Origin of the sequence: Lapillicoccus jejuensis (genome assembly GCF_006715055.1) — a bacterium.
In the GTDB taxonomy this organism is placed as follows: domain Bacteria; phylum Actinomycetota; class Actinomycetes; order Actinomycetales; family Dermatophilaceae; genus Lapillicoccus; species Lapillicoccus jejuensis.
The window spans coordinates 3,953,071-3,977,359 of the sequence record NZ_VFMN01000001.1 but is presented as its reverse complement, the minus strand read 5'-3'; the positions used below and the strand labels follow the sequence as shown (position 1 = coordinate 3,977,359).

The window sequence follows — 24,289 nt, the reverse complement described above, 5'->3', positions numbered from 1 at the left end:
CGGCCGCCCGCACCGCCCGCGAGGTGGCCCCGACGACGGCAAGGGAGCCTCACCGTGACCGACACCTCCGACCTGTCCACGCCGGTTACCCCCTCGGCGCTGCGCCAGGCGCTGGCCGACGCCGACGCGGCGCTCGGCCGCCTCGACGACGCGCTGGCCCAGCTGGGCGACGGCGACCTGCACCGGGCGCACGTCGACGGGGGGTGGACCGTCGCGCAGGTCGTGAGCCACATCAACGTCTGCTCGCTGCTCTGGGTCGGGGACCTCAAGCGGCTCGAGTGCGACCCTGAGGTGTCGTTCTTCTTCCGCGAGGAGGTCGGGCACGACCTCGTCGGGTACCCGCCGCCGACCATCGAGCTCGCCCGCCGGCAGCTGGCCAGCACCCGCCGGACGACCGCGACCGCCGCGGGCTCGGTGAGCGCGGAGGTCCTCGCCCGCCGGGTCGAGATCCCCGACCTCGGGACGATGACCGTCGAGGAGTGGAGCCCGCTCATCCTCGGTCACGCCGCGGGGCACGTCGAGCAGGCCCTCGAGATCATGCGCAACCGCGAGTTCGCGCCGAAGGGGGTCTGAGCGTGCGCGCCGCCGTCCTCACGGGTCTCGGCCAGGTCGAGCTGCAGGACCGTCCCGAGCCCGATGCGCGGCCCGGCTGGGTCGTCGTCGCCGTCGAGTCCGCCTCGCTGTGCGGCACCGACGTCCACCAGTACGACGGGCGGATCGACACGCCCTTCCCGCGGGTGCCGGGGCACGACTTCGCCGGCCGCGTCGAGAGCGTCGGCGAGGGCGTCGAGGAGTCGTGGGTGGGCCGCCCCGTCGCCGTCAAGCCGTCCCTGCCGTGCAACGACTGCCCCGAGTGCGACAGCGGGAAGCCCTTCGACTGCAAGAAGAAGAAGCTCATCGGGCTGTGGTCCGACGGGTGCATGACCGAGAAGGTCGCGGTCCCCGTCGTCAACCTCATCCCGCGCCCGGACGGCGTGGAGGCCTGGCAGGCCTCGCTGCTCGAGCCGCTCGCCGTCGGGCTCAACACGGTCGACCGGCTGCGGATCATCCTCGGCGAGAGCGTCGTCGTGCTCGGCCAGGGGCCGATCGGGCTGGCCCTGACCCGGCTGTGCGCGCTGTCCGGAGCGGGCAAGCTCATCGTGACCGACGCGCGCGAGGCGCCGTTCACGGTATCGCGTGCGTTCGGCGCGACCGACTGCGTCAACGTCGCCGAGGTCGACGCGAAGCAGGCGGTCCTCGACCTCACCGACGGGGTCGGCGCCGACATCGTCATCGAGACCAGCGGCTTCCCGGCGTCGTCGGCGATGGTGCTCGACGCGGTCCGCAAGGAGGGCAAGGTCGCCCACATCGGCTGGGCCAACGACCTCCCTCCGTTGCCGGTCATCCCCATCATGGCCAAGACGCTCACCGTCTTCGGCATCGGCGGCAACGGCGGGCGTGGACAGTACGAGCGGGCCCTCGAGCTCGTGCGCTCGGGTCGCTTCGACCTCGACCCGCTGGTGACGCACCGGTTCTCGCTCGACGACGTCGCGCAGGCGTTCGAGACGGCGGCGTCCAAGGCCGACGGCGCGATCAAGGTCGTCGTCACCCCCTGACGCGGACTGCTGCGGGGCAGGGACGTCGACGTCCCTGCCCCGCAGCAGTCCGGATCCGGGGGGTGACGTCGACGTCCCGTTCCCGCAGCAGTCAGCTTGCCGGGGGTGACGTCGACGTCCCGCGCCCGCAGCAGCCCGTACGGAGTCAGCCGGCGGCGCGCTTGTACGGGTCCGGCGGGAACCAGCCGCGCTCGATGACGGCCGACGACCACCGCTCGAGCCGCTCGACGTGGGCGTCGAGGTCGTCGCCGAGGGCGTCGATGACGGGCTGCACGGCTCGGTCGGTCTCGGCCTCGAGGCGATCGCGCAGCTCGCGGCCGGCGTCGGTCAGCGCGCCGTCCGCGACGAGTCCGCGCTGCTCCAGGCCGGCGACGGCCGACGCCATGAGCTCGGGGTCCCACGCGCGGGAACCGGTGTAGGACAACAGGTCCCAGCCGACCCACAGCTCGGTCAGCACGTTGGCCTGGATCCCGTCGACGCCCTCGCCGACGAGCGCGGCGAGGTGGCTGTCGCCGCGCAGCTCGCGCAGCCGGGAGGTCGCGCGCCACAGCCGGGCCCACGGCTCGTCCGGCACCGGCTGCGCCCCCCACCCGGCGAAGAACGGCCGCCCCAGGGGCGACGCCGCGTCGCCCGCGGCCTCGAGGGCGGCCGTCGTCTCCGCCAGCCCCTCGGTGCCCGCCGGGTCGCCGACGGCCTGGGTCAGCGCCGCGGTGACGCCCTCGACGCGGGCGGCGCGGACGTCGGTGAGCGAGCAGGCGGCGCGGCCGGCGTCGTACAGGTCGGCGACCAGCCCGGGCGCGAAGACGCCGAACGCCGCCGCGGCGACCGCCCCCTCGGGCTCGCCCAGCACGCTCGAGCGCCCCCAGACGTAGCCGGAGAGGAAGTCGAGGCCGCGCGCGGCGGCGGCGTCGTACGAGGGTTCGCTCCAGAAGCAGACGGTGGCGATCGGCTCGATGGCGTCGCGCAGGCGACGGGCAGGCGTGGTCCAGCCCAGCGGCTGGGTCTCGCCCTCACGGGGCGCGAAGAAGGCGGCGCGGGCCTCGGCGTAGTCCATGGCGCGATGATGGCGGCCGGGAGCGTCGACGTCGAGGGCTGCGAGCACAATCGGCATCCAGCGGATACCGCTGTGCACGGGCCGGATAGAGGCGCCGCGGCCAGGCGACGAGACTCGTGGTCACCCGTCACCCGAGGAGGACCCGCCATGCCCGCGTCACCGGTCGAGCTCGTCGAGGTGGGCCCGCGGGACGGGCTGCAGAACGAGGCCCGCACGCTGCCGGTCGGGACGCGCGTCGAGCTGATCACCCGCCTCCTCGCTCTCGGCGTACGACGCCTCGAGGCCGTCAGCTTCGTGCGTCCCGACCGGGTGCCGCAGATGGCCGGCGCCGAGGAGGTCATGGCCCAGGTGCCCCGTCGCGACGACGTCACCTACATCGGGCTCGTCCTCAACCGCCGCGGCGCGGAGCGGGCCGCGCTCACCGCGTGCACCGAGGTCAACGTCGTCGTCCCCGTCACCGACGCGTTCGCCGAGCGCAACCAGGGCGCGTCGACGGCGGCCCTCGTCGAGCAGGCCGCCGGCGCCGTCGGCGTCGCCCGTGAGGCGGGGATGAGCGTGACGGTGACCCTCGCCGTGGCCTTCGGCTGCCCGTTCACGGGAGCGGTGCCGCTGGAGCGAGTGCGCGAGGTCACCGACCGCGTCCTGGACCTGGGTCTCGACGAGCTCGCGTTCGCCGACACGGTCGGCGTCGGCACGCCGGACCAGGTCGCCGCGCTGGCCGGGCTGGTGCGGGGCGACGCCCGCGTCCCCGCGCTGCGCTGGCACTTCCACAACACCCGCAACACCGGCTACGCCAACGCGTGGGCCGCCGCGACGCAACGGCGCGACGCCGGGCAGCGGCTCGCGCTGGACGCGTCGCTCGGCGGGTTCGGGGGGTGCCCGTTCGCCCCGGCGGCGACCGGCAACATCGCGACCGAGGACCTGGCCTACCTGCTGCGCCACGGCGGGGTCGCGGCGAGCGGGCCGGAGCGGCTCGACCTCGCGGCGGCCGACGCGTCCGCGCGCTGGCTCGCCGAGCAGGTCGGCACCCCGGTGACCGCCCAGCTGGGGCGGGCGGGCGACGCGCCGGACCCGGTCGAGCGGGCGGTGCGGGCGTGAGCACGCCGTACGGGGCGCCGCACGCCGGTCCGTTCGACGTCCAGCGGCCGCTGGCCGGGCTCCGTGTCCTCGAGCTGGGCAACTTCATCGCCGCGCCGACCGCGGGGCGCCTGCTGGCCGACTTCGGCGCCGAGGTGATCAAGATCGAGCGGCCGGGGACCGGGGACGAGCTGCGCAACTGGCGGCTCTTCGCCGGCGACACCTCGATGCTCTATCGGACCGTCAACCGCGGGAAGCTGTCCGTCGAGCTCGACCTCAAGACCGAGGAGGGGCAGCGCACGGTGCTCGACCTCGTCCACGTCTGCGACGCGCTGGTCGAGAACTTCCGGCCCGGCACCCTCGACCGCTGGGGCCTGGACGCGGCGACCCTCACCGCCTCCAACCCCGAGCTCGTCGTCGCCCGGGTCTCCGCCTTCGGGCAGACCGGGCCGCTCTCGCAGCGACCGGGCTTCGCCGCCGTCGCCGAGGCGTACGGCGGCATGCGCGACCTCGTCGGGGACCCCGACCGCCCGCCCGCCCGGGTCGGTGTGTCGATCGGCGACTCCATCGCGGGCCTCTACGCCGCCTTCGGGGTCGTCATGTCGCTGCTCGACCGGGAACGCCGCCGGGCGGCCGGAGCCGCCGCGGTGGGTCCGGACGCGCGGGCCGTCGACGTCGCGCTGCACGAGGCCGTCTTCTCGATGATGGAGTCCCTCGTGCCGGACTGGTCGGCGCACGAGGTGCTGCGCACCCGCAGTGGTGGTCGGATGCAGGGCATCGCGCCGTCGAACGCCTACCCGTGCGCCGACGACCTCTGGGTGATCATCGCCGGCAACGCCGACTCGATCTTCCGCCGGCTGATGACGGCGATCGGGCGACGGGACCTCGCCGAGGACGAGAGCCTCGCTCGCAACGCGGCGCGGTGGGACCGGCGTGACGAGCTCGACGAGGCGATCGCGGCGTGGACGCGGACGCTGCCGCGCGACGAGGCGCTCGACGTCCTCGACGACGCCGGGGTGCCGGCGGGGCCGATCCTCACCGCCGCCGACATCGCCGACGACGAGCACTACCGGGTCCGCGGGATGGTGCAGGAGGTCCCGGTCGACGTCGCCGGCGAGGTGCGGGACGTCGCCTTCCCCGGAGTCGTGCCGCTGCTCGGGCCGACGTCGCTGCCGGTCGGGCACCCCGGACCGGACCTCGGGGAGCACACCGACGACGTCCTCACGCGGATCCTCGGGCGGCCACGCGGGTGACGGCGGCGCCGTCTGCTTAGACTCCCCGGGTCGAGCCCGAGGTCGAGCCCGAGGAGGAGCGCGCGTGCGGGAGTACCTGTCGTCGGCGCCGGTCGTCCACACGACCAGCCTCGAGGAGGCGCGTGACGCCGTCACGAAGGTCTACCTGCCGCACCGGCTCGAGGGGCGCACCGAGGCCCTCGACATGCGGCTGAACGCCGTCACGGACCGGGTGCTGACCCTCGGGTTCCTCACGTACCAGGCCGAGACCGAGCTGTCGATGCCGCCGACCCAGACCTGCTACCACGTCAACCTCACCGTCGTCGGGAGCACCCGGGCCGTGCGCAGCGACGGCGCGCAGGCCGCCACGACCGCGGGGCGGAGCGGGACCGTGCTGCTGCCCGACGAGGAGACGACGGTCCGCTGGGCGCCCGACGCCGAGCAGCTCATCCTCAAGGTGCCGCGCGCGACGCTCGAGTCGCACCTGGCCGACCTGCTCGGCCGTCCGGTCGCGGAGGTCGTCGACTTCGACCTCCAGCTCGGGCTGGACGTCGGTTCGGGACCGAGCCTGCTGCGCGCCGTGCAGCTCCTGGCGACCGAGCTGGACCAGCCGGGCGGGCTGGCGGACTCGGCCATCGCGCGCCGCCAGCTGGAGTCCTACGTGCTGACCCAGCTGCTCCTCGCGGGCCGGCACCAGTTCAGCGACGCCCTCGCCGGGGAGGGCGACCGGCAGCGGGTGGGCCGGCTGGCGCCGGTGCTGCGCTACGTCGAGGAGCACGCCGCGGAGGACCTCATCCCGGAGGTGCTCGCCCGGGTGGCCTGCGTCAGCGTGCGGACGCTGCACGCGGCCTTCAAGGACCAGGTGGGCGAGTCCCCCATGGCCTACGTGCGCCGGGTCCGGCTCGCCAACGTGCGGGCCGAGCTGCTCGCCGGCGACCCGACGACGGCGCGGGTCACCGACATCGCCACGCGGTGGGGGTTCTTCCACCAGTCGCGCTTCGCGCAGCAGTACCGCGCGCAGTTCCACGAGCTGCCGAACCAGACGCTGCACCGCTGAGCCGTACGGCGCCCCGTACGGCGGGTCGCGCTGAGCGGTCGGAGACGCGCCGTGAGGGGATAGCCGGTGTCGCAGGCCTGACCTAGCGTGAGGGGACCGGCGGGGACCGCGCCGGCACCGGCCACTAAGGAGTGCGCGTCATGACCGTCGACACCACCTCGCAGAGGACCAGCCCGGGCGACGGTGCGGGCGCGGAGGAGCTGGAGACCTTCCGCCTGTTCATCGACGGGCGGAGCGTGGACGCGGCCTCGGGGCGCACCTTCGAGTCGCAGAACCCCTACACGGGGCGCGCCTGGGCGCGGGTCGCCGACGGCGGCCCGCAGGACGTCGACCGGGCCGTCGCCTCGGCGCGCGCCGCGTTCGAGGGGGAGTGGGGGCAGATGACCGGCTTCCAACGGGCTGCCGTGCTGCGCAAGGTCGCCGACGGCGTCACCGCCAACGCCGAGCGGCTGGCGCTGCTCGAGGTGCGCGACTCGGGCAAGCTCATGCGCGAGATGCTCGGCCAGCTCCAGGGGCTCGGCCAGTGGTACCTCTACTTCGCCGGTCTCGCCGACAAGCTCGAGGGCCGCACCGTCCCGCAGCTCGCCCCGCAGACCTACTTCGGCTACACCGTGCGCGAGCCGGTCGGGGTCGTCGGCGCCATCACGCCGTGGAACAGCCCGCTCCTGCTGCTGACCTTCAAGCTGGCACCGCTGCTGGCCGCCGGCTGCACCTGCGTGGTCAAGCCGTCCGAGCACTCGCCCGCGTCGACGGTCGCGTTCGCCGAGGTGCTGCACGAGGCCGGGCTGCCCGCGGGGGTGCTCAACGTCGTCACCGGGCTTTCGCGCGACACCGGCGCGGCGCTCGCGGCGCACCCGGGCGTCGACAAGGTCGCGTTCACCGGGTCGACCGCGACCGGGGCGGCGGTCGCGCAGGCGGCGGTGGCCAATATCCGCAAGGTCACCCTCGAGCTGGGGGGCAAGTCCCCGCAGGTCGTCTTCGCCGACGCCGATCTCGACGCCGCCGCCAACGGCCTCGTCGCCGGGGTGTTCGCGGCGACCGGGCAGACCTGCATGGCGGGGTCTCGGCTCATCGTCCACGAGTCGATCAAGGACGAGCTCGTGGCCAAGGTCGTCGAGCGCGCCAACGCGATCAAGCAGGGCGACCCGACCGACCCGCAGACCGAGATGGGCCCCGTCGCGAACCGGCCGCAGTACGAGAAGGTCCTCGGGTTCCTCGAGGGCGCCAAGGCGGAGGGGCAGACGATCGCGTGCGGTGGCGAGCCCAACGCCGAGCTGGGCGGGCTGTTCGTCCGGCCGACCGTCGTCGTCGCCGACCCGGGCGCCACGATCGTCCGCGAGGAGGTCTTCGGGCCGGTACTGTCGGCCTACACCTTCTCGGACGAGGAGGAGGCGGTCCGGCTGGCCAACGACACGCCGTACGGGCTGGCGGGAGCGGTGTGGACCAAGGACGTCCACCGCGCGCACCGGGTGGCGGCGCGGATCAAGGCGGGCACGGTGTGGGTCAACGCCTACCGCGTCGTCGCACCGAACATGCCCTTCGGCGGCTACAAGCTGTCCGGCATCGGGCGGGAGAACGGCGCGGCCGCGGTCGACGAGTACCTGGAGACCAAGTCGGTCTACATCGAGCTGACCGGCGGCACGCGCGACCCGTTCAAGCTGGGCTAGCGTCTCGGGCCCGCGGGGCCTGCGTGTGTGCGATCCTGCGGCGAACGGATCGTTCGCCGGACGGAGAAGTGATGAGCAGGTTGTCGCTGGTGCCGGCCACGGGATCGTCGCGCGCCGAGCGCCGGTCGGTCCGGCAACGCCGGGTCATGGTCGCGTGCGCGATCGCTGTCGCGGGCCTCATCGGCTATGGGTGGGGGGCGAGCACGGCGAAGACCGTCACGACGAGCACCTACGTGACGACGGCGTACGTCGGCGACCACATCTTCAGCGCGACCGTGGACGGCGCGGGATTCGGCGCCGCGACCAGCGTGTCCTGGTACGACGCCGCCGGCAGCTTCCACGAGCGGGGGTGGCCCGAGTGCCTGAGCACGATCGGGGTGCAGCAGACCGTGGTCTTCGGGGGCATGTGGGTGACGGGCGCGGACCCGGGCACGGCCATGACGCAGGTGGCCTGGGTGGACTGCCGGGGCCGCTGAGGCCGCTCTGCCTCAGTGGGCGGTCCAGCCGCCGTCCATGGCGAACGAGCTGCCGGTCACCGAGGCGGAGGCGGAGCCGCAGAGGAAGAGCGTGAGCTCGGCGACCTCCTCCGGCTCGACGAGCCGTTTGACGGCCGCGGAGGCGAGCATGACGGTGTCGAGCACCTCGCTCTCGGGGATCCCGTGCGACGCGGCCTGGTCGGCGATCTGCTTCTCCACCAACGGGGTCCGGACGTAGCCCGGGTTGATGCAGTTGCTCGTCACGCCGTGCGGGGCCCCCTCCAGCGCGATCGTCTTGGACAGTCCCTCGAGGCCGTGCTTCGCGGTGACGTACGCCGACTTGAACTCGCTGGCCCGCAGCCCGTGAGCGCTGGAGACGTTGACGACCCGACCCCAGCCGCCCTCGTACATGTGCGGCAGCGACTGCCGCACGAGCCGGAACGGCGAGGCCAGCATGAGCCTCAGGATGAGGTCGAAGCGGTCGAGCGGGAAGGACTCGATGGGGGCGACGTGCTGGATGCCGGCGTTGTTGACGAGGATGTCGACGTCGGTCGGGAGGGCGCTGAGCCCGTCGAGGTCGGAGAGGTCGATCGCGACCGTCTCGACGTCGTCGAGCTCAGCCAGCGGGGCGAGCCGGTCTGCGTCGAGGTCGACCGCGACGACGTGGGCGCCGGCCTCGGCGAAGCGCCGGGCGATCGCCTCGCCGATCCCCGAAGCGGCACCCGTGACGAGCGCGCGACGACCGACGAGGGGCTGGGTGGGGGAGACCTGCGTCATGCCGGCCAACCTACCCAGGCGCCCTCGTGTAGGGCGGCGGGTGTCTCCGTGTCAAGCAAAGCGTCGGTCAGGGTGACGAGACGTCCGAATTGTTCTCTGGGGCGAATTCGGCTGCGCAACAGCGGGATTGGCGTGCAACAGCCGGCTTGGGCTGTCGGTGGTCGCGTCTAGCGTTGGCACATGGACGAGGACCTGACCCCGGAGCGTGGTGCGGCGGACGCCGCTGCCGCGCCTGGTGGTGCGGGGTCTGCTGGTGCGGGGTCGTGGCGTCGGGTCGGGGACGTGCTGGGGGAGCTGGCGGGGTGGTCGGCCGGGTTCGGAGCGCCGCGCGAGGACAGCGCTGCGCAGGAGGTCTCGGCGGCCGGGTCGAGCGAGCTGCTGGACTCCGCGACCGCCGTGGCGGTGGCGCACCTGCGGGCAGCAGCGGAACCGACGTCGACGTCGCAGGGGTGCCGGCTGTCGACCGGGCAGGTGCTGTCGGCGTTCGCGGACGTCGGCGAGGCGCGGGCGCGGTTGGAGGTGCTGGAGCAGGTCCTGCTCGGGGAGGTCCTCTCGCGGGGCTTGGCCGCCGAGGCGGGGTTCTCGGTGCCGGACTATCTGAGGCAGGCGCTGGGGGCGCGGGCGCCGCTGCCGGAGGTGAACGCCGTCGCCGCTGCGGTCACGGTGGCCCGAGCCACTGCCGCGCCTGACACAGGACAGCTCGGGGGCGCGTCGCGGGACCGGATCCCCGGTGCGGACGTCGTGCGGGCGGCGATCTTCTCCACCGCGCTGCCGGTCGGGCGGGCCGCGCAGATCGTGCGGTTCGCCCAGCAGATCCAGCCCGTGGCGGACGAGGAGGACCTGACGACGTGGGTCGCCGGGTTCGTCGTCGGCGCCTCCGACGTCCTGCCCGAGGTCCGGCCCGACGGGTCGAGCGACCCGCGCGAGGTCGAAGCGCCCGGGTCCCTGCGCGGCGTCGACGCGAAGCTCCTGGCCCGGCACCTGCGCGAGGCCGCGCAGCTGGTCAAGCCCGCGAAGGACCTTGAGGACGACGAACGCCGGGGTCGGCTGGCGCGGGCGTTCACCCGCACCGACGGCGGCTGCTCCGCCACCGGCCTGGCCTCGTACAAGCTGACCCTGGACCCCGAGGGCGCCGCGATCGTCGACGCCGCCGTGTCCGCGCTGTCCGCGCCGCGCCGGTTGCAGGACGGCACCCTCGAACCGGGGGAGATGACCGACCCCCGCTCGGCGGCGACCCGCCGCGCCGACGCCCTGCTCGACCTCGTCACCCGCGCCGTCGCCGCCGGCGGCGGCGACGCCGGCGTCCCCGCCGGCGTCCCCGGCGGCTGGTCCGGCGGTGGCTCGACCGGCGGCTCGACCGGGGGCTCCAGCGGTGGTCCCAGCGGCGGTTCCAGCGGCGGTTCCAGCGGCGGCTCGACTGCCGGCTCAGCCGGCTCTGCTCGGGATGACGACACCGGGGCTGAGCCGAAGGCCGAGGCTGGGGCGGGTGCTGGGGCGGCGTTCGGGCCGCGGCCCGGGCTCGGAGACAAGACCCAGCTGCTCGTCACCATCGACTTCGACGCCCTGGTCGGCGCCCTCGACCGCGCCGGCATCACCAGCACCGGGGAGGTCCTGTCCGCCGCCACCGTCCGCCGCCTCGCCTGCGAAGCCGGGATCATCCCCGCCCTCCTCGGCGCCGACGGCCAGGTCCTCGACCTCGGCCGCACCAAGCGCCTGTTCGCCCCCGCGCAGCGCCTGGTCGTGTGGCGACGCGACAAGCACTGCTCCTACCCCGGCTGCACCGTCCCCGCCACCTGGTGCGACGTCCACCACGCCGAATGGTGGTCACGCGGCGGCACCACCGACCGCAGCAACGCCGCCCTGCTGTGCCGACGCCACCACACCCACGTCCACACCCATGACCTGCGCGCCACCGTCACCTCCACCGGCGTCACCTGGCACGCCCCACCGACACCGCCCCCGCGCCGGTGAGGCGCGGGGGTGGTGGGAGGCGGGCCGGCCGACCGGTGCGCTCGGGTGGCCGAGCGCTCGGCTCAGATGTCGCGGAAGACCTCGATGGTGGCGCCGAGCGCGTTGAGGCGTTCCGCGAGGTCCTCGTACCCGCGGTTGATGACGTAGACGTTGCGCAGCACCGACGTGCCCGGCGCGGCGAGCATCGCCAGCAGCACGACCACGCCGGGGCGCAGCGCCGGCGGGCACATGACCTCGGCGGCGCGCCAGCGGGTCGGGCCCTCGATGAGCACCCGGTGCGGGTCGAGCAGCTGGACCTTGCCGCCGACCTTGGTCAGCTCGGTGAGGTAGATGGCCCGGTTCTCGTAGACCCAGTCGTGCAGCATCGTCGTGCCCTCGGCCATGGCGCCGATGAGCGCGAAGAAGGGCAGGTTGTCGATGTTGAGCCCGGGGAACGGCAGCGGGTGGATCTTGTCGATCGGCGCCGTGAGCGGGCCGGGGATGGTCGTGAGGTCGACCAGGCGCGTGTGCCCGTTGTACGACGTGTACTCCTCGGAGACCTCGTAGCGCATCCCCATTCCCTCGAGGGTCGCCAGCTCGATCTCCATGAACTCGATCGGCACCCGGCGGATGGTGATCTGCGACTCGGTGACGACGGCGGCGGCCACGAGGCTCATCGCCTCGATCGGGTCCTCCGAGGGGGAGAACTCCACGTCGACGTCGATCATGCTGCGACCGGTGACGGTGAGCGTCGTCGTCCCGATGCCCTCGATGCCGACGCCGAGCTGCTGCAGGAAGAAGCAGAGGTCCTGGACCATGTAGTTCGGCGAGGCGTTGCGGATGACGGTGACGCCGTCGTGCCGGGCTGCGGCCATGAGCACGTTCTCGGTGACGGTGTCGCCGCGCTCGGTGAGGACGATCGCCCGCTGCGGGCTGCGGGAGCGGTCGACCGCCGCCTCGTAGAACCCCTGCGTCGCGACGACGTCGAGCCCGAACGGGCGCAGCGCCGCCATGTGCGGCTCGACGGTGCGGGTGCCGAGGTCGCAGCCACCGGCGTAGGGCAGGTGGAACCGGTCGAGGTCGTGAAGCAGCGGACCGAGGAACATGATGACGGTCCGCGTGCGGCGCGCCGCCTCGACGTCGATCGCGTCGAGGTCGAGCTGCGCCGGCGGCACGATCTCGAGGTCGCTGGTCCCGGGCAGCCAGCGGGTCTTCACGCCGATCGAGCCGAGGACCTCGAGGATGCGGTTGACCTCCTCGATCCGGGCGAGGTTGCGCAGCGTCGTGCGCCCCCGGTTGAGCAGCGAGGCGCACAGGAGCGCGACGGCGGCGTTCTTGCTCGTCTTGACGTCGATGGCGCCGTGCAGCTTCTGTCCGCCGACGATGCGCAGGTGCTGCGGGCCCGACGAGCCGAGGGAGACGAACTCCGAGTCGAGGCTCTCGCCGATCCGCGCCAGCATCTCGAGGCTGAGGTTCTGCTGGCCCTGCTCGATCCGCGCGACCGCGCTCTGGCTGGTCTGCAGCGAGGAGGCGAGCTCGGCCTGGGTCAGGCCCTTGTGGCGCCGCGCGTCCCGGATGAGGGAGCCGATGCGCACGAGGTAGGTGTCCGTGACGGTCATGACGGTCACGTTATCTCATATATGAGATACGAACGAACCGACACGCCGACCTCCTCACGGTAGCCCATCGGCCGTGTGGTCCTGCGCCTCAAGGTGCTCTAGGTGCTCGAGGTAGTCGGCCAGGTCGGTCCACAGCGCCAGCCGCAGCTGGACCGGCATGCCGTTGTTGGCCCCCGACGGCCCCGGCAAGACGAAGGCCGGGACGCCGGCGACCGTCCACGACAGCTCGCCGTACCCGCGGGGGAGGCGCTGCCCCGCGCCCCGGGCGTACCACGTGGCCGCCGTCTTGCTGACGAACGCCACCACCCGCGGACGCACCCGGCGGACGGCGCGGTCGAAGGGTGCCCGGTGGATGACGACCTCGGGCTCCTCGCGCGGTCGCTGGACGCGCTCGGTGACGAGGTCGGTGAGCCCGACTCCGTGCGCGGGCAGCTCGTCCGCCCGGTCCGGGTCCAGCCGCACGGGGACCAGCCCGCTGCCCTCGAGCAGCTCCCAGAACCGGTTGCCGGGCCCGGCGTAGTAGCGGTCGGGCCGGTACGCCCGACCGACGGTGCCGGCGATGACGAGCCGCAGTCCGGGGCGCAGGAGGCTGGTGTCGGGGGAGCCGGTCACCCGGGCGTCGTACCCGCTCGTCACGCGATGCCCTCCTACGATCGCCGGGTGAGCGCCGCCCCGCCCGAGACCCGCCCCCGCGTCGGCGTCATCGTCCCGCCGTCCCTCCCCGCCGAACGCCTCGTCCCCTTCGTCCGGCGTGTGGAGGAGCTCGGCTTCGACGAGCTGTGGGTCGTCGAGGACTGCTTCCTGCACGGGGGCGTCGCGCAGGCCGCGACCGCCCTCGCGGTGACGCAGCGGCTCGACGTCGGTCTCGGCGTCCTCCCGGTCGGCGCCCGCAACGTCGCGTACGCCGCCCTCGAGGTCGCCACCCTCGCCGGGCTGCACCCCGGCCGGCTCACCGTGGGCGTCGGGCACGGCATGGCCTCCTGGAACGACCAGGTCGGCGCCACCGTCGCCAGCCCGCTCACCCTGCTGGGCGAGTACCTCGACGCCCTCCGGGCGCTGCTGCGCGGCGAGGAGGTGACGACCGCCGGCCGGTACGTCGCCCTCGACCACGTCCGCCTCGCCCATCCGCCCCGCACCGTGCCGCCGCTGCTGGCCGGCGTCCGCGGGCCGCGGTCGATGGAGGTGGCCGCGCAGCACGCCGACGGCGTGCTGCTCGCCGAGCCGACGACGCCCGAGTACGTCGCGTCCGTACGGAGCCGCGTCGGACCCGACGCGACGCTCGTCGCGTACCAGGTCGCGAGCGTCGCCCCCGAGGCTGACGGCGCGCCGGGGGAGGCCGCCGCGATCGGCGCCGTCCGTCCGGCGCTGCGCTTCGTCGCCGACCCCGCCTGGGCGCCCCACCTGGTCGACCTTCCGTTCGCCGACGACCTGGCCGCCCACGTCGCCGCGGCCGGTTCGGTCGACGAGGCGGTCGCGACCCTCCCGGCGGCGTGGGTACGGCAGCTGGCCGTCGCCGGCACCGCGGAGCAGGCGAGGACCCGGCTGGCCGAGGTCGCCGGGGCCGGCGTCCGCTCCCAGGCGCTCTACCCCGTCGGCGACGACCCCGCCGCCGCCCTGGACGCGCTCGCGCCCCTGGTCCACCCCTGACCGACTCCGTGCTCCGGATGTGCCCGTTCCCGGGCCGCAGCGGGCCAGGACGGGCACATCCGGCGCAAGAAGACGTCGGTCAGGCCGGCGTCGGGACGCTCGCGACCCCGGCGGGCAGGAACCGACGCCCGGTGACCTTCTCGCTCACCCCGGTGCGGTCGAGCAGCGGCAGGATCCCGCCGTTCCAGAACTGGAAGCCGGCGCCGGTGATCATCGCGAGGTCGAGGTCCATCGGCTCGCGGACGACGCCCTCGTCGAGCATCCGCCGGGCCTCGTCGGCGATGACCGACAGCACCCGCTCGCGGATCTCCTCGACACCGAGCACGACCGGCTCGGTCGGGGCCGGCATGAGGGCCCGGACCTCCTCGTCGACCTGCGGGGCACCGCCGTCGTACCGGTAGATGCTGCCCTTGCCCGCCTCGACGATCCGCTGCAGGCCGGGGGAGACGTAGAACCGGTCGGGGAACGCCGCGGCCAGGGTCTCGTTGTTGTGCAACGCGATCGCCGGCCCGACGAGCCCGAGCAGGTGGAACGGCGGCATCGGTGCGAGCCCGGCGAAGGCGGAGTCGGCGACCTCGAGCGGCGTGCCCTCGTCGACCACCTTGGCGACCTCGCCCATCCACCGACCGAGCAGCCGGTTGACGATGAACGACGGGCTGTCCTTGACGAGGATGCAGGTCTTCTTCAGGGCCTTGCCCGTGGCGAAGGCGGTCGCCAGGGCGACCTCACCCGTGGCCTCGCCGGTGACGATCTCGACGAGCGGCATGACCGCTACGGGGTTGAAGAAGTGGAAGCCGACCACCCGCTCCGGGTGACGCAGGTCGGCCGCCATCTGCGTGACCGACAGCGACGAGGTGTTGGTCATGAGGACGCACTCGTCGGAGACGACCTCCTCGACCTGCGCGAAGACCGTCTTCTTGACCGACATCTCCTCGAACACCGCCTCGATGACGACGTCGGCGTCGGCGAAGCCGTCCTTGCTCGTCGACCCGGTGACGAGCGCGGTGAGCCGGTTCAACCCGTCGGGGGAGAGCCGCCCCTTCTCGGCCTGCGTGCGCAGCTCGCCGTGCACCCAGGCGACGCCCTTGTCGACGCGCTCCTGGTCCAGGTCGGTGAGGACGACGGGCACCTTGAGCCGCTGGACGAAGAGCAGCGCCAGCTGGCTGGCCATGAGCCCGGCGCCGACGACGCCGACCTTGCCGACCTTGCGGGCCAGGGCCTTGTCCGGGGCGCCGGCGGGACGCTTGGCTCGACGCTGGACGAGGTCGAACGCGTAGAGCCCGGCCCGCAGCTCGTCGCCCATGACGAGGTCGGCCAGCGCCTCGTCCTCGGCGGCGAACGCCTCCTCGCGGGTGGCGGTGCGCGCGGCGCGGACGAGCTCGAGGGCCCGCAGCGGCGCGGGGGACGCGCCACCGGTCTTGCTCAGGACCAGCCCCTTCGCCTTCTTCAGCGCCGCGTCCCACTCGGCCTCGTCTGTGGTCCGGTTCGGCCGGGGTACGGCGACCTGCCCGGTCACCACCCGCGCGGCCCAGGCCAGCGACTCCTCGAGGAAGTCGGCGGGCTCGAACACCGCGTCGGCCATCCCGAGCGCGGCGGCCTGCGGCCCCTTGAGCACCCGGTTGGTGTTCATCGGGTTCTCGACGATGACGGTGAGCGCGGCCTGCGGTCCGACCAGCCGCGGCAGCAGGTAGCAGCCGCCCCAGCCGGGGACGAGACCGAGGAAGGTCTCGGGCAGCGCCACGGCGGGGACGCCCGAGGAGATGGTGCGGTGGTCGCAGGCCAGGGCGATCTCGACCCCGCCACCCATCGCGGCCCCGTTGACGAAGGCGAAGGTCGGCACGGGCAGGTCCATGAACGCGGCGAAGGCGCGGTGGCCGGCGCGGGCGACATCGAGGGCCTGGTCGCGCGAGGTCGCGCCGGCGACGGCCTTGAGGTCGGCGCCGACGGCGAAGACGAACGGCTTGCCGGTGATCCCGACGGCCTGGATCTCCCCGGCCTCGGCGCGCGCGTGCAGGCGGCGCACGGCGGCTTCCAGCCCGGCGATCCCGGCCGGCCCGAAGGTCGTGGGCTTGGTGTGGTCGAACCCGTTGTCGAGGGTCAGCAGGGCCATCGTCCCGGCCCCGCCGGGCAGCGTCACGTCGCGCACGTGGGACTGCGTGACGACCTCCTCGGGGAAGGCGGCGGTGGCCCGGAGAGGGGTCTCGAGCGTCGTCGTCATCTCAGGCAACCTCTTCCTGGCCAGCGACACCGGGGGTGGCGACGCTGCTGACGTAGTCGGCGTGGTGCGGGTTCTCCCAGATCACCGCGCCACCCATCCCGATGCCGATGCACATCGCCGTCAGCCCGTAGCGCACCTCGGGGTGCTGCTCGAACTGCCGCGCGAGCTGGGTCATCAGCCGCACCCCGGAGGAGGCGAGCGGGTGGCCGGTGGCGATGGCGCCGCCGTACCGGTTGACCCGCGGGTCGTCGTCGGCGAGGCCGAAGTGGTCGAGGAAGGCCAGGACCTGCACGGCGAACGCCTCGTTGAGCTCGAAGAGCCCGAGGTCGTCGATGGTGAGGCCGGCCTGCTTCAGCGCCTTCTCGGTGGCGGGCACCGGACCGACCCCCATGACCTCGGGCTCGACGCCGACGAACGAGTAGGACACCAGCCGCATCCGCACGGGCAGGCCGAGCTCGGCGGCCGCCTCCTCGCTGGCGAGCAGGCACGCGGTGGCGCCGTCGTTGAGGCCGGCGCTGTTGCCGGCGGTGACCCGGCCGTGCGGGCGGAACGGCGTCTTGAGCGCGGCGAGGTCCTCCACCGTCGTGCCCGGCCGCGGCGGCTCGTCGACGGTGGCCAGGTCCCAGCCCAGCTCCTCGTGACGCGTGGCGACGGGCACCAGACCTGGCTGGATGTCGCCGTCCTCGTAGGCCTGCGCGAGCTTGCGCTGCGAGCCGACGGCGAAGGCGTCGGCGCGGTCCTTGGTTAGCTGGGGGAAGCGGTCGTGCAGGTTCTCCGCGGTCGAGCCCATGACGAGCGCGGAGTCGTCGACGACCCGCTCGGCGACGAAGCGCGGGTTGGGGTCGACGCCCTCGCCCATCGGGTGGCGGCCCATGTGCTCGACCCCGGCGGCGATGGCGACGTCGTACGCGCCGAAGGCGATGGCGCCGGCCGTCGTCGTCACGGCGGTCATCGCGCCGGCGCACATCCGGTCGACCGAGTAACCGGGGGTGGTGTTCGGCAGTCCTGCCAGCAGCGCGGCGGTGCGGCCGAGGGTCAGGCCCTGGTCGCCGATCTGCGTCGTCGCGGCGACGGCGACCTCCTCGACCCGCTCCTTCGGCAGCTCGGGGTGGCGCCGCAGCAGCTCGCGGATGCACTTGATGACGAGGTCGTCGGCGCGCGTCTGGGCGTAGATGCCCTTCTCGCCGGCCCTGCCGAAGGGCGTGCGGACGCCCTCGACGAAGACGACCTCGCGCAGGGTGCGGGGCATGGGGGCTCCTGTCGTGGACAGCTCGGGGACAACGTGGTGCCCCGATGCTACTGGCCGGTAACCAACGACCCGACGCGGCCGGTGGTGAGGCCCACCACACCCTCCGGGGAGCGTCGCGGAGAGGGCGAGGAGAGGGGCACGACGTGGGTCGTGGAGCGGGTCGCGTCAGGAGTTCTCGGCGATCGCCGTCGCGACGACGGGCGCGGCGATCTCGACCTGCCACGGGCGGGCGCCGTAGGCGCCGAGCGCGGTGCCGACCCCCTCGACCGACGTGTCCTGCGGCGGCTGCCACAGCACCCGGCGCAGCGTCTCGGGGGTGAGCAGGTTCTCCACCGGCACGCGGTGCTCCTCGGCGAACGCGGCCAGCTCCTCGCGGGCCTGCGCCAGCCGCGCCGCGGCGACGGGGTCGCGGTCGGCCCACGCACGCTGCGGCGGGGGGCCGGTGGCGGGCAGCGCCAGGGGCGGCAGCTCGCGCTCGGGGATCGCCTCGGCCCGGCGGACGGCCTCGAGCCAGGGCCGCGGGTTGCGCCGGGCGACCCGCAGCTCGCGGGCCTCGAGGTCGGCGGGGGTGTGCGGGGTGGCCAGGGCGAGCTCGACGAGGGCCGCGTCGGACAGCACCCGACCGGGGGAGGTGTCGCGCTGCCGGGCGAGGCGGTCGCGGGCCAGCCACAGCTCGCGGACGACGGCGAGCCCGCGGCGCTTGCGCACCTTGTGCATGCCCGAGGTCCGGCGCCACGGGTCCTGGCGCACCGGCGGACCGGTGAAGGCCAGCAGCGCCTCGAACTCCTGGCGGGCCCACTCCTGCTTGCCCTGCTCGCGCAGGTCGGCGTCGACGGCGTCGCGCAGCGCGACGAGGACCTCGACGTCGAGGGCGGCGTACCGCAGCCACGGCTCGGGCAGCGGCCGGCGCGACCAGTCGACGGCGGAGTGCTCCTTGGCGAGCGACAGACCGAGGTAGTGCTCGACGGCCGCGCCGAGCCCGACCCGGGGCAGGCCCACGAGCCGCGCGCCCAGCTCGGTGTCGAACAGGGCCCGGGGGTGCAGCCCGACCTCGGCCAGGCACGGCAGGTCCTGCGTGGCCGCGTGCAGCACCCACTCCGTGTCGCCGATGGCCTCGTCGACGGGGGACAGGTCGGGGCACGCGACGGGGTCGAGCAGCCAGGTGCCGGAACCCTCCCGGCGCAGCTGGACCAGGTAGGCGCGCTGGCCGTAGCGGTGGCCCGAGGCGCGCTCGGCGTCGACGGCCACCGGCCCGGTGCCACCGGCGATGGCGGCGGCCGCCTCGAGCAGCCGCCGCTCGTCGGCGACCACCTCGGGGACGCCGTCGGCCGGCTCGAGCAGGGGGGTGAGGACGCGCTCGGGCGCCTCGTCGGCGTCGACCGCGGCGGCGGTGGTCGTCCCGTCGTCCGGCGACGCCGGCCGCTGGGCCGTGTCGTCGCTCACGGAGCCGACCCTAGGTGACAACGCCGTGCCCCGCAGCGTCGCCCCCGCCGTGTCGCCCCCCGCCGTGTCGCCGCTGCCGGTGAGCGAACCGCGTCGCCGTACGGCGACGGACGCTCAGCGCCGTTGGCCCGGCAGGGCCGTGACGCCCTCGGGCAGGGGCGGCAGCCCGGCCACGGTGCACAGCAGGTCGGACCAGGCGAGCAGGTGGGCGCCGAGCTCGTCCGGCCGGGCGCCGCCGAGCCCGCCCAGGGCCGGGCCGATCTCGGGCGTCCACGACGCCCGCACCTCCATCTCGACGCTCGGCTCGCGGTCGGCCAGCCCGGCGAAGCTCTCGGAGACGACCCGCGTCACGGTGCCCGCCTCGTTCGCGTAGTCGACCCCGCGCTGCTCGAGCGCGTCGACGAGCCACGACCAGCCGACCTGCCCCAGCATCGGGTCGCCGGCCAGCTCGGGCTCGAGCTCGGCGCGCACGAAGGTGACCACGCGCCACTCGCCCTCCCACGGCGCCGGGGCGCTCGGGTCGTGCAGCAGGACGAAGCGGCCCGAGGCCAGCTCGTCCTCGTCGCCGGCCGCGCCGACGACCTCGGCGGTCAGCGCGACGGCGTACGGCGCGATGCGCTGAGGCGCGGGCACCTCGGTCACCCGGACCTCGGGCCGCAGCCGCGCGTCGCGCAGGGCGGCCACGGCCCGCGCGAAGTCGGGCGACTGGTCACCCGGGAGGGTTCGTCCACGCACGAGCCCACGGTACGGCGGCCCGGGGCCGCGGGCCCGGATCTCGCCGGTAGCGTGGCGCCCGTGTCGGCCGTGCTCGCCCTGCTCTGCTCGCTGACCTGGGGGACGAGCGACTTCCTCGGCGGGCTGCTGTCCCGGCGGCTGCCGGCCGCCGCGGTCGTCGGCGCCTCGCAGGTCGTCGGGCTCGTCGCCATGACGGTGACCTTGCTCGTCGTGGCCGCGCTGGGTCACCCGGTGCCGTTCGACCGGTGGGCCGAGTGGGCGCCGTACGCCGTCGCCGCGGGCGCGACCGGTTCGGTCGCCCTCGCGGCGTTCTACGCCGGCCTCTCCGCGGGGACCATGGGGGTCGTCGCCCCGATCGCGGCGACCGGCGCCGCCGTCCCCGTCCTGCTCGGCGTCCTCACCGGCGACCAGCCGACGACCCTGGCGTGGGCCGGGATGGCGATCGCGGTCCTCGGCACGATCCTCGCCTCCGGCCCCGAGCTGCGCGGTGGAGTGAGCGCGCGGCCGGTGCTGCTGGCCGTCGTCGCCGCGGTGGGCTTCGGCACCGTCCTCTTCCTCGTCGCGCGCGGCTCGCACGTGTCGACGGTCGCGACGCTGTGGGGGATGCGGCTGACCAGCACGACGCTGTACGTCGTCCTCGCGCTGCGGCTGGGCACGGTCGGCGGCACGCGCGCGGGCGACCTGCGCTGGCTGCTGCCGATCGGGCTCGGCGACCTCGGCGCCAACGCGCTCTTCGCGACGGCGTCCGGGCTGGGGATGGTCAGCGTCGTCGCGGTCCTCGCCTCGCTCTACCCGGTCGTGACGACCCTGCTGGCCCGGGTGCTCCTGCACGAGCGGTTGCAGCGGATCCAGGTCGTCGGCGTCGTCGTGTCGCTCGCCGGGGTCGCCGCGCTCTCCGTGGCGTGACCGTCCCGTGGCACGACCGTCCGTGGCACGACCGGCGCCGTGGAACGATGGAGCGTGTGACCGAGCGCGTGATGGAGCAGACGACCGACGACGACGCGGACCCCCGCGACAGCGACCTCGTCCGTGCCGCCCTCGGCCGACCGGTCCGTCGGGCGCCGGTGTGGTTCATGCGCCAGGCCGGCCGCAGCCTGCCCGAGTACCGCGCGCTGCGCGCCGGGGTCGCGATGCTCGAGTCGTGCCGCCGCCCCGAGCTGGTCACCGAGATCACCCTGCAGCCGGTGCGCCGGCACGGCGTCGACGCGGCGATCTTCTTCAGCGACATCGTCGTCCCGCTCGCCGCGGTCGGCGTCGACCTCGACATCGTGCCGGGGACGGGGCCGGTCGTCGCGCAGCCGTTCCGCACACGCGCCGACCTCGACCGCCTGCCCGAGCTGACGCCCGAGCACGTCCCCGACATCACCGAGTCGGTGCGGCTGCTCGTCGCCGAGCTCGGTGCGACCCCGCTCATCGGCTTCGCCGGTGCGCCGTTCACGCTGGCGTCGTACCTCGTCGAGGGCGGCCCCTCGCGCAACCACGAGCACACCAAGGCGCTCATGCACGGCGACCCGCGGCTGTGGTCCGACCTGTGCGCCCGGCTGGCGCAGATCTCCGGCGCGTTCCTGCGGGTGCAGGCGCAGGCCGGCGCGAGCGTCGTCCAGCTCTTCGACTCGTGGGCGGGGGTGCTGTCGCGGGCCGACTACGAGCGCTTCGTGCAGCCGCACTCGGCCACCGCGCTCGCCGCCGTCGCCGACCTCGGCGTCCCGCGGATCCACTTCGGCGTCGGCACCGGCGAGCTGCTGGGCTCGATGGGCGCGGCGGGCGCCGACGTCGTGGGCGTCGACTTCCGGGTCTCGCTGCGCGACGCCGTACGGCGCCTCGGTCCCGGCTACTCGGTCCAGGGCAACCTCGACCCGGCCCTGCTCTTCGCTCCGTGGCCGGTGGTCGAGCAGCGGGTGCGCGAGATCCTCGACGAGGGCGCCGACGCCCGTGGGCACATCGTCAACCTCGGCCACGGCGTGCTGCCCGACACCGACCCCGACGTCCTCACCCGCGTCGTCGAGCTCGTCCACGAGCTCTCGACGCGCTGAGGGTCGTCCACCCGAATCGGATTCGGCCCGCTCGGCTCGGGTCACGACCCGAGCCAAGTCCACCGAATCCGATTCGCGGCGCTTGGCTCAGCCCAGGCGGACCGGGAGCTCGCGCAGCCCGCGCAGCAGGACGCTGCGCCGCCAGCGCAGGTCGTCCGGCCCGGCGGCGAGCGTGATCCCGGGGTAGCGCTCGAGGAGCCGGCCGAGGGCGACGACGCCCTCGAGGCGGGCCAGCGGCGCGCCGAGGCAGAAGTGGATGCCGTGACCGAAGGCGAGGTGCCCGGCGCCGCCGCGCTCGAGGTCGACCTTCGCCGGGTCGGCGAAGCGACGCGGGTCGCAGTCCGCCGACCCCAGCGAGAGCAGGACGATCTCGCCCGCGGGCAGGCGGACCCCGGCGATCTCGACCTCCTCGGTGGTGAACCGCAGCGTCGCCCCGTTGACCGGCCCGTCGTGGCGCAGCAGCTCCTCGACGACGGCCCCGCGCGACGCCTCGTCGGCGCGCACCCGCTCGGCCAGCTCGGGCCGGCGCAGCAGCGCGAGGGCTCCCGTCCCGACGAGGTTCACCGTGGTCTCGTGCCCGGCGACGACGAGCAGGAAGGCCATCCCCACCTGCTCGTCCTCGCTCAGCCGGTCGTCGCCGTCGCCCGACCCGCCCAGCGTCGCGGTGGCCAGCCCCGAGAGCAGGTCGTCACCCGGGTCCGACCGCTTGGTGGCGACGAGCGCGCCCAGGTAGGCCGCGAACTCGCCCGCCGACTGCGGCACCGCCTCGACGTCCTCGGGGCTGAGCAGGTCGTCGGACCACCGGCGCACGTCGTCGCGGTCCGCCTCGGGGACGCCGAGCAGCTCGCAGATGACGGTGATCGGCAGCGGCAGCGCGTAGTGCTCGAGCAGGTCGACGACGCCGTCCTCGTCGGCGTGGCCGGGCAGCGCGTCGAGCAGGCCGGCAGCGATCTGCTCGACGCGCGGCCGCAGCCGCTCGACGGTCCGCGGGGTGAAGGCCTGGTTGACCAGCGTCCGCAGCCGCCGGTGGTCGGGCGGGTCGGCGGAGAGCATGTGGCTCGACAGCGAGTCCTGCGCCAGCGGCCGACCGGTCCCCGGGCGGATGCCGGCGGCGGCGCGCAGCCGGCGGAAGTCCTTGGCCAGCCGCGGGTCCGCGAGGCCGGCGCGCACGTCGTCGTACCGCGTCACCAGCCACGCCTCGAGCCCGCTCGGCAGCGCGACCCGCTGCACCGGCGCCTCGTCGCGCAGCCGCGCGTAGACGCTGTGCGGGTCCTGGACGAACGCGTCGCCGAGGCGCAGAGGCTCGCTCGAGGAGGCGGGGAGGGTGGGGGCGGCGCTGCTCACGACGCCACGGTAGGCGCCTTCTCCTCCTCCGGCGCGGCGGGCGCCTCGGGGGCCTCGAGGGCGCGGGGAGCCTCGACCGCGGCCGTACGACGTCGCCGCCAGGCCACCACCGGCAGGACCACCGCGGCGCCGAGGGCGAGGAACGGCAGGACGGCGCCGAGCGCCGTGAGCAGCCAGACGACCGCCGTGACGAAGGCGTGCCACCCGCCGCGCAGGCCGTCGAGGAACCCGGGGGAGCCGGCCGGCGTCGGCGACGCCGTGGAGGCCGGGGTGCTGAGGGCGAGGCTGACGGTGGCCATCGTCGTGCGCCCCTGCAGGTCGGCGAGCTGGGCCTGGGTGGACTCGAGGTCGGCCTCGCGCTTGGTCAGCTCGTCCTCGAGGGCCACGACCTGGCCGAGGTCCTTGGCCTGCGCGAGGAGCGTGCGCAGCCGGGCCACGGAGGCCTGCATGGTCGCGACCCGGGAGGCCGTGTCGACGTACGTCGACGTGACGTCCTGCGACGACGTCGTGCGCTGCAGCACCGTGCCGAGCTCGGCCAGCTGGTCGACGACGGCGTCGAGCCGGTCCTGCGGCACCTGGACGGTCATCGACCCGGTGGTGCTCGTGCTGGTGCTGGTGCTCGTGCTGCTCTTCGCGTCGCCCACGGAGCTGCTGAGATCCTCCCGGGTGACCGACCCGCCCGCGCCCTGCGCGACGGCGCGCACCTGGACGGCGCTGCGGGTGACGTCGCCGACCTCGAGGCGCAGCGTGGCCACCCGCACGAGCCGCGGCGCCGACACCGCGGCGCCGCTGCGCGCACTCGCCGCGTCCGAGTTACCGGCGGCGGCCCCCTGGGCCGGCGCGGCGCCGGCCGGCGCGACGCCCCCGGACGCGGCGGTGCCGTCGGCCTCGAGCGCGGTGCCGGGTCCCTGCTCGGCGACCCCGGCGGCCCCACCGCTGCTGCCGCTGCTGCCTCCCGAGCAGCCGGCCAGACCGGCGGCGAGGACGACGACGAGCGCGGCCGGGACGAGCGCCGCAGCGCGCCGACGCCGACGCCGCGACGGGGACGAGGACGGTGACGGGGACGAGGACGGTGACGGGGACGGGACGGACGGGCTCACGACGACCTCCAGGGCG

Annotated in this window: 21 protein-coding genes; 11 read left to right on the top strand and 10 right to left on the bottom strand. The window is 74.6% G+C overall.

Annotated elements, in window-relative coordinates; genetic code table 11:
- The first annotated feature begins 54 nt into the window (after positions 1-54).
- Positions 55-573 carry a DinB family protein gene (locus FB458_RS21465; RefSeq protein WP_170185740.1) on the top strand — a complete coding sequence of 173 codons (519 nt, stop codon included), beginning with the start codon at positions 55-57 and terminating at the stop codon, positions 571-573.
- Between the two features lie 2 nt (positions 574-575).
- Positions 576-1,595 carry a zinc-dependent alcohol dehydrogenase gene (locus FB458_RS18410; protein ID WP_170185739.1) on the top strand — a complete coding sequence of 340 codons (1,020 nt, stop codon included), beginning with the start codon at positions 576-578 and terminating at the stop codon, positions 1,593-1,595.
- 145 nt (positions 1,596-1,740) lie between these two features.
- Here the strand turns inward: FB458_RS18410 and FB458_RS18405 are convergent, their stop codons facing one another.
- Positions 1,741-2,649, bottom strand: coding sequence for an SCO6745 family protein (locus FB458_RS18405; protein ID WP_141849783.1), 909 nt, complete (start codon positions 2,647-2,649; stop codon positions 1,741-1,743).
- Positions 2,650-2,796: 147 nt separating this feature from the next.
- On the opposite strand from FB458_RS18405, the gene FB458_RS18400 reads away from it, so the two are divergent.
- From FB458_RS18400 to FB458_RS18380, 5 genes are all read left to right on the top strand, one after another.
- Positions 2,797-3,747 (top strand): hydroxymethylglutaryl-CoA lyase, encoded by a 951-nt coding sequence (locus FB458_RS18400; RefSeq protein ID WP_141849782.1) that lies wholly within the window; start codon positions 2,797-2,799, stop codon positions 3,745-3,747.
- Positions 3,744-4,979 carry a CaiB/BaiF CoA transferase family protein gene (locus FB458_RS18395; protein ID WP_141849781.1) on the top strand — a complete coding sequence of 412 codons (1,236 nt, stop codon included), beginning with the start codon at positions 3,744-3,746 and terminating at the stop codon, positions 4,977-4,979. The genes FB458_RS18400 and FB458_RS18395 overlap by 4 nt, the downstream gene beginning before the upstream one ends.
- Before the next feature lie 64 nt (positions 4,980-5,043).
- Positions 5,044-6,015 carry an AraC family transcriptional regulator gene (locus FB458_RS18390; protein ID WP_141849780.1) on the top strand — a complete coding sequence of 324 codons (972 nt, stop codon included), beginning with the start codon at positions 5,044-5,046 and terminating at the stop codon, positions 6,013-6,015.
- Between the two features lie 140 nt (positions 6,016-6,155).
- Positions 6,156-7,682, top strand: a complete 1,527-nt coding sequence (locus FB458_RS18385) for an aldehyde dehydrogenase (protein WP_141849779.1) — start codon at positions 6,156-6,158, stop codon at positions 7,680-7,682.
- A gap of 89 nt (positions 7,683-7,771) precedes the next feature.
- On the top strand, positions 7,772-8,158 hold the full coding sequence (locus FB458_RS18380) for a hypothetical protein (RefSeq protein WP_141849778.1): 387 nt from the start codon (positions 7,772-7,774) through the stop codon (positions 8,156-8,158).
- A gap of 12 nt (positions 8,159-8,170) precedes the next feature.
- On the opposite strand, the gene FB458_RS18375 is transcribed toward FB458_RS18380, so the two are convergent.
- Entirely contained in the window at positions 8,171-8,935 is a 765-nt protein-coding gene (locus FB458_RS18375) for a 3-hydroxybutyrate dehydrogenase (protein WP_141849777.1), read from the bottom strand.
- 180 nt (positions 8,936-9,115) lie between these two features.
- Here FB458_RS18375 and FB458_RS21950 point away from each other — a divergent pair, with 180 nt between their 5' ends.
- A complete protein-coding gene (locus tag FB458_RS21950) occupies positions 9,116-10,906 on the top strand; it encodes an HNH endonuclease (RefSeq protein ID WP_141849776.1) in 1,791 nt (596 codons plus the stop codon).
- Between the two features lie 62 nt (positions 10,907-10,968).
- Here the strand turns inward: FB458_RS21950 and FB458_RS18365 are convergent, their stop codons facing one another.
- Entirely contained in the window at positions 10,969-12,504 is a 1,536-nt protein-coding gene (locus tag FB458_RS18365) for a helix-turn-helix domain-containing protein (protein ID WP_141849775.1), read from the bottom strand.
- 54 nt (positions 12,505-12,558) lie between these two features.
- Positions 12,559-13,140, bottom strand: a complete 582-nt coding sequence (locus FB458_RS18360) for a uracil-DNA glycosylase family protein (RefSeq protein WP_170185738.1) — start codon at positions 13,138-13,140, stop codon at positions 12,559-12,561.
- A gap of 24 nt (positions 13,141-13,164) precedes the next feature.
- Between FB458_RS18360 and FB458_RS18355 the strand changes: the two genes are divergently transcribed.
- Complete coding sequence (locus FB458_RS18355; RefSeq protein ID WP_246061362.1) at positions 13,165-14,151, top strand: LLM class flavin-dependent oxidoreductase; 987 nt, start codon at positions 13,165-13,167, stop codon at positions 14,149-14,151.
- A 79-nt stretch (positions 14,152-14,230) separates the two neighbouring features.
- Here the strand turns inward: FB458_RS18355 and FB458_RS18350 are convergent, their stop codons facing one another.
- The 4 genes from FB458_RS18350 to FB458_RS18335 form a co-directional block, all read right to left on the bottom strand.
- Positions 14,231-16,369, bottom strand: a complete 2,139-nt coding sequence (locus FB458_RS18350) for a 3-hydroxyacyl-CoA dehydrogenase NAD-binding domain-containing protein (protein WP_141849772.1) — start codon at positions 16,367-16,369, stop codon at positions 14,231-14,233.
- Between the two features lies 1 nt (position 16,370).
- On the bottom strand, positions 16,371-17,618 hold the full coding sequence (locus tag FB458_RS18345; protein ID WP_141849771.1) for a thiolase family protein: 1,248 nt from the start codon (positions 17,616-17,618) through the stop codon (positions 16,371-16,373).
- Between the two features lie 165 nt (positions 17,619-17,783).
- Positions 17,784-19,061 carry an HRDC domain-containing protein gene (locus FB458_RS18340; RefSeq protein WP_141849770.1) on the bottom strand — a complete coding sequence of 426 codons (1,278 nt, stop codon included), beginning with the start codon at positions 19,059-19,061 and terminating at the stop codon, positions 17,784-17,786.
- 114 nt (positions 19,062-19,175) lie between these two features.
- Positions 19,176-19,796, bottom strand: a complete 621-nt coding sequence (locus tag FB458_RS18335) for a DUF3000 domain-containing protein (protein ID WP_141849769.1) — start codon at positions 19,794-19,796, stop codon at positions 19,176-19,178.
- Positions 19,797-19,856: 60 nt separating this feature from the next.
- Here FB458_RS18335 and FB458_RS18330 point away from each other — a divergent pair, with 60 nt between their 5' ends.
- Both FB458_RS18330 and hemE read left to right on the top strand, forming a co-directional pair.
- Complete coding sequence (locus tag FB458_RS18330; RefSeq protein ID WP_141849768.1) at positions 19,857-20,702, top strand: DMT family transporter; 846 nt, start codon at positions 19,857-19,859, stop codon at positions 20,700-20,702.
- A 47-nt stretch (positions 20,703-20,749) separates the two neighbouring features.
- Positions 20,750-21,829, top strand: a complete 1,080-nt coding sequence (gene hemE / locus FB458_RS18325; RefSeq protein ID WP_425460858.1) for a uroporphyrinogen decarboxylase — start codon at positions 20,750-20,752, stop codon at positions 21,827-21,829.
- Positions 21,830-21,916: 87 nt separating this feature from the next.
- On the opposite strand, the gene FB458_RS18320 is transcribed toward hemE, so the two are convergent.
- Positions 21,917-23,173 (bottom strand): cytochrome P450 family protein, encoded by a 1,257-nt coding sequence (locus FB458_RS18320; protein WP_141849767.1) that lies wholly within the window; start codon positions 23,171-23,173, stop codon positions 21,917-21,919.
- The gene (locus tag FB458_RS18315) at positions 23,170-24,273 is read right to left on the bottom strand and encodes a DUF4349 domain-containing protein (RefSeq protein WP_170185737.1); all 1,104 of its coding nucleotides are present in this window, start codon (positions 24,271-24,273) and stop codon (positions 23,170-23,172) included. Before FB458_RS18315 ends, FB458_RS18320 begins: the two co-directional genes overlap by 4 nt.
- Between the last annotated feature and the right edge of the window lie 16 nt (positions 24,274-24,289).